General features: G+C 32.1%; 2 protein-coding genes. Both read right to left on the bottom strand.

Annotated features, from left to right (window positions below; translation table 11 throughout):
- A partial coding sequence (locus tag J6Y29_02605; protein ID MBP5426771.1) for a hypothetical protein occupies positions 1–1,015 on the bottom strand: 1,015 nt, incomplete at its 3' end.
- 1 nt (position 1,016) lies between these two features.
- A partial coding sequence (locus tag J6Y29_02600; GenBank protein MBP5426770.1) for a protein phosphatase 2C domain-containing protein occupies positions 1,017–1,875 on the bottom strand: 859 nt, incomplete at its 5' end.

The following is a 1,875-nucleotide window of genomic DNA, read 5'->3' as shown; positions in this document are numbered from 1 at the left end:
TATTATCTCTGCCGTTAAGTAATTTTATTAATGATTCTTTTTGTCCGGTTAAGAATGTACCAAAGTCGAAAATCTCTTTAAGTAAGATATCGAGACTCTTTTCATTTGTTTTATCTATATTATAGATAACATTTCTTTCAATCCACACATATCTACACTCTGTTTCTCTCTTTGTCACATTTTTATAGTATATAGCGCCCTCTCCTTCCTTTTGAGAGATGGTTAATCCTTTTTTATTAAATACATATTTAAGTGGCTTGTAATCCATCTTGACAAGCGAGGCAACTGTTCCTGCTATATAATTGATATCTCCAATAGCTGCATTTAAATCGTTGATGTTTCCATCGTAATTTATAGATATTTCATCATTTTTGATGTAATTGTTCTTTATAAGAAGCAAAATCATCATTTCTAGCCTATAAACAAGGCTATAATTTAAAACCGCTTTGTTATTAATTTCGTATTCTCTAATAAAATTAGATGGTGAAATATTTAAACTTCTTTGCAAAATACCAAATGTTATAGCAAAAATATTAGCAAAAGGATGCACACAATTGCTCTCTTCTTTAATTCCTTGGACTAAAAATCCAAAATCCTTATTACCTGCCCCACATGGAATATAATTCTTCTCTGGTGAAGGAAGATCTTGTGTATCTAAAAGCAAGAAATTGCCTTTCTTTGTGAACTTTAACTTGGTTCCCCTCTCTCCTTTTTCAACTAAATCTCTTTCTGCAAAGACATTTGTGAAGAATTCAGTGAGCCAACCTATTCTTTGGTTGTTTATGGAAAATGATTTGGCAAAATCTGTTATGATGTTTTGGATTTCTCTTTGGTTATTTCGTGCAATTTTGGATATTTTATAATGCAAGCCGTTCTTCATGGCTAGTTCTATTAGATTTACACTCGTAGTGTCATCCATAGATAGGTCTAAAAGAGTTGCCCTGAACCTTTTTATGTTAGTACAGATTTCTGGGTTGTCCTCTATACACCTATATAATGCATCATAAATACTCATATTAATCCTTGTGATATATTGCAGCTAAAGATATATCATCTCTAGAACCTGCTTCTGTTAATGCCTCAAAGAACTTAGTTATAGATTCTCTAGCATTTTGTCCGTTTTCTTTTATATCTTCCATCATTTGTCTGATGATATTTAAAAAATAACTCTCTTTTGCAAATGAATTTCTTAAACCATCGGTACATAGGAATACTGCCTTTGGTGGTTTCTTTCCGAATAAATGGTAGAAATGATCCATGGCATCTGCCTCACAAAGAGATGTTGTATTGTTATAGATACATTTTGGATCCTTTTCTAAAACATATGCACCCTTCTTATCTGTAGTTACTAAATCTCCATCTCCAATTTGGAATCCGAACCAGAAATTATTAACTTCACCATATGCAAGAAGGGTTGTGCCATATATTAATGTTGGATTAGAAACTGTTTTATCTATCTTATATTTATCTTGATCTTCCTGGGATAAAAGTGATAATTCTCTGTCTTCTAATTTGTTTTCTTTTAAGTCTTTTTCAACAGCTTCTATCCATTTAAAGATAATATTCGCTTTTAGCTGATTAAGGACTTTATCTATCTCTTTTGTAGATTTAAAATCTATATTTGGTTTACTTAATAAAAATTGCTTGTTTGCTGAACATGCAACTTCACAAGCTAGTTCGGCTCCCTTTTTGGCTCTAAAACATCTGCTGTCTCCATGGCCATCTGCAACAGCCATAACCACCATATTTTCATCTAACACAAGTAAAGATGCATCTTCGCAGATGCCACCATCTTTATGTCTTGCGCCAGTAATGGTTATAGCAAGAGCTTCTACATTTTTTATTTCTTTATTACCAATTATCATTTTGTGAATC

The organism is Clostridiales bacterium, assembly GCA_017961515.1.
In the GTDB taxonomy this organism is placed as follows: Bacteria; Bacillota; Clostridia; order Acetivibrionales; family RGIG10202; genus RGIG10202.
The sequence above is the reverse complement of the archived record's forward strand: the minus strand, read 5'-3'. Positions and strand labels throughout refer to the sequence as shown.